Source organism: Streptomyces inhibens, assembly GCF_003389455.1.
GTDB classification, from domain to species: Bacteria; Actinomycetota; Actinomycetes; order Streptomycetales; family Streptomycetaceae; genus Streptomyces; species Streptomyces inhibens.
The window spans coordinates 1-3,164 of the sequence record NZ_QUAC01000327.1; the positions used below are offsets into that span (position 1 = coordinate 1).

3 protein-coding genes are annotated in these 3,164 nt (G+C 71.6%); 2 read left to right on the forward strand and 1 reads right to left on the reverse strand.

The window, feature by feature from the left end:
- Positions 1–634 (forward strand): helix-turn-helix domain-containing protein (locus DY245_RS33880; protein ID WP_181923997.1); only part of this gene is annotated, 634 nt, incomplete at its 5' end.
- Here the strand turns inward: DY245_RS33880 and DY245_RS33885 are convergent.
- Positions 627–1,604, reverse strand: coding sequence for a GntR family transcriptional regulator (locus DY245_RS33885; RefSeq protein WP_128510969.1), 978 nt, complete (start codon positions 1,602–1,604; stop codon positions 627–629). The genes DY245_RS33880 and DY245_RS33885 overlap by 8 nt on opposite strands.
- A 169-nt stretch (positions 1,605–1,773) precedes the next feature.
- Between DY245_RS33885 and DY245_RS33890 the strand changes: the two genes are divergently transcribed.
- Positions 1,774–3,164, forward strand: a 1,391-nt coding sequence (locus tag DY245_RS33890; protein ID WP_128510970.1) for an MFS transporter, incomplete at its 3' end; no start/stop codon positions are given.

A 3,164-nucleotide genomic window follows, 5' to 3' on the forward strand; every position in this document is an offset into this window, starting at 1 on the left:
GCGCGCCGCCCGGATCGGCTGGCCGCTGCCCGAACGCGTCGCCGTCGCGGTCCTGCTGCGGCCGGCCCGCGAGGCGGTGGCGCCCGCCGTGGCCCCGGACGTCCTGCTGGACATGGAGTGCGAACGGCCGCGGATGGTGGTGCCGGAGCCGGACGCCCCCGGGCGGCGCGAGCTGCTGGGCCGTGCGGCGGCCGGCTGGTCGGGTGCGATCGGCCCCGCCGTACCGCTGCTGGACGCCGCGAAATCGCTGCGCTGGGCCGGGGCCGCGGTCGATCTGACGGAGCGCGGACTGCTGCCCGCCGGCGAGCTGTTGCAGTGCACCGAGCACACCGAGGCGCTGGTCCTGCTGCCGCCCGAGGAGCTGATCGACGACCTCACCCGACGCCGTCTCGCCCCCCTGGACCGCTGCGGTCCCACCCACGGGCGGCGGCTCGCGGAGACCCTGCTCGCCTGGCTGGAGACGCGCGGCGGCGCCCCCGAGATCGCCGCCCGGCTCGGCGTCCATCCACAGACCGTGCGCTACCGGCTGCGCCAGATACGGGAGTTATGGGGCGGGGAGATGGACGACCCGGACCGCCGCTTCGAACTGGAGCTGGTGTTACGGGCCAGGAGGCTGCGCGGGGAGCTCAGCTGACCCCGCCGGACTCCGCCGCCCGGCGCTCGATGAACGCTTCCATACCGTCCAGGAGGCGGGCCAGCCCGAAGTCGAACAGCGACTGCAGATTCACCACGTCCTCGTCGTGGCCCGCCATCCCCCCGTACATGGGGTAGGAGCCCGAGGTGAGGATGCCCTCGAACGCCGGCTCCATGGAGGCCATCCACTGGTTCTGGTCCATACCGGTCTCCTGCTCGGCCTCCAGATCGTCCTCGAAGCCGGCGGCGGTGGCCCGGACATGGTTCAGCAGCGTGATGGCCATATGGATCAGCGTCACCGGATCCATCCCCTCGACCCGCGCCATGGTCCACTCGATCAGCGCCATCGCCCGCGGCATCGGCTGCGGCCGGGTGATCGACAGATACTGCGCAAGCCATGGATGCCGCTGGTAGAGCTCCCATTGCAGCCGGGCGCCCGCCTCCATCCGGTCGCGACGGCCGTCCGGCGCCGGATCGGGCAGCCGGACATCCGAGAACGCGGCGTCCGCCATCAGCATCACCAGCTCGTCCTTGCTGGCCACATGGCGGTAGAGCGCCATCGAGGACACCCCGAACTCGGCGGCGACCCGGCGCATCGACAGCGCCCGCAGCCCCTCGGCGTCGGCAACCTTGATCCCGGCCCGTACGACGCGCTCGCGGCTCAGGCCGCTGTCCGTCTCGCGCGGCCGCCGCTCACGCGCCGGTTCGGAGCGCGCGGTCCGGTGCGACGGCGTCCCCGCGTCCGGCCGGGGCTCGGCGACCACCGTGCCCACGCCCGGTACGGCCCGTACGAGACCCTCCTGACGCAGCGTCGTGAGCACCTTGGTGGCGGTCGCCATCGCCACCCGCCACTCCTGGGTGATCCGCCGGGTCGACGGCACACGGTCGCCCGGCGCCAGCTCACCGGCGTCGATACGGCGCCGGATCTCGTCCACGATCCGGCGGTAGGGCGGTAGGGCGGACTGCTCCACGGGATGGCCTCCGTACTAGTGCACTAGGGGAATTCGCTAGCGGTGAGGGTAGCAGCGTGGCGCTCACCAGGGCCTTGCACTAGGTAGGTGCACTAGTGTGATGCACGCCCAACTCCTCAGGCCCGCTATGTGTTTGCACCATAAGCTTGAGGTGCTTACCGTGTCACCCATGTCGTTTACTACGTACACACCTCAGCCGCCGGCCGGCCGCCGGGAGTGGACCGCCCTCGCTGTCCTCCTGCTGCCCTGCCTCCTCGTCTCGATGGACGTCTCGGTGCTCTACTTCGCGGTGCCGTTCCTGACCGCGGAGCTCGAACCCAGCAGCGTCCAGCAACTGTGGATCCTGGACGTCTACGGCTTTGTGCTCGCCGGCCTGCTGATCACCATGGGTTCGCTCGGCGACCGCATCGGCCGCCGCAAGCTGCTGCTGTCCGGCGCGCTGCTCTTCGGCCTCGCCTCGGGGCTCGCCGCGTACGCCCGGAGCGCCGAAATGCTGATCGCCGCACGGGCGTTGCTCGGCATCGGCGGCGCGACCCTGATGCCGTCCACCCTCGCGCTGATCCGCAACCTCTTCCACGACGCCAAGCAGCGCGGCAAGGCGGTCGCGATCTGGTCGGCGGCGATGATGGGCGGAATCGCGGTCGGCCCGGTGCTCAGCGGCGCGCTGCTGGAGCACTTCTGGTGGGGCTCGGTATTCCTGATCAATACGCCGGCGATGGTGCTGCTGCTGGTCTGCGGGCCGCTGCTGCTGCCGGAGTTCAAGAACCCGGCGGCCGGGCGCTTCGACCTGCCCGGCTCGGTGCTGTCATTGCTCGCGATGCTGCCGATGGTCTACGGCATCAAGGAGATCGCCCGCAACGGAGTGGCGGCGCTGCCCGTCGTCGCGCTCGTGGCCGGCCTGCTGGCCGCCGCGGCCTTCGTCCAACGCCAGCGCACCGCCCGCCACCCGATGCTCGATCTGGAACTGTTCCGGCACCGCGGGTACAGCGTCTCGGTGCTGATGAACCTGCTGGCGATGTTCGCGATCGTCGGCTGCGCGGTGTTCTTCACCCAGTACCTGCAGTCCGTACGGGGCATGAGCCCCATGGAGGCGGCGCTGTGGAATCTGCTGCCGACCCTCGCGGTGGGCGGGATGGCGCCGGCCGCCGCCGCGCTCGCCCAGCGGATGGACCGTGCGTACGTCATCGCCATGGGGTTCGTCATCGCGGCCGGCGGCTTCGTCTGGCTGTCCTGGCTGGAGCCGGGCTCGGCCCTGTGGTTCGTGCTGGTCGCGTCGTCGGTGTACGCCTCGGGCCTGGTGATGGTGATGTCGCTCGGCAACGAACTGGCCATCGGTGTCGCACCGCCCGAGCGGGCCGGCTCCGCCTCGGCCCTGCTGGAGTCCGGCACCGAACTGGGCGGCGCGCTGGGCATGGCGATCCTGGGCAGTATCGGGAGCGCGATCTACCGCGGTCACATGGACGATGCACTGCCCGCCGGGCTTCCGGCGGGGGCGGCCGACGCGGCGCGGGAGACCCTGGCGGGCGCCGCCGCGGTGGCCGGCGAACTCCCGGGCCGGGC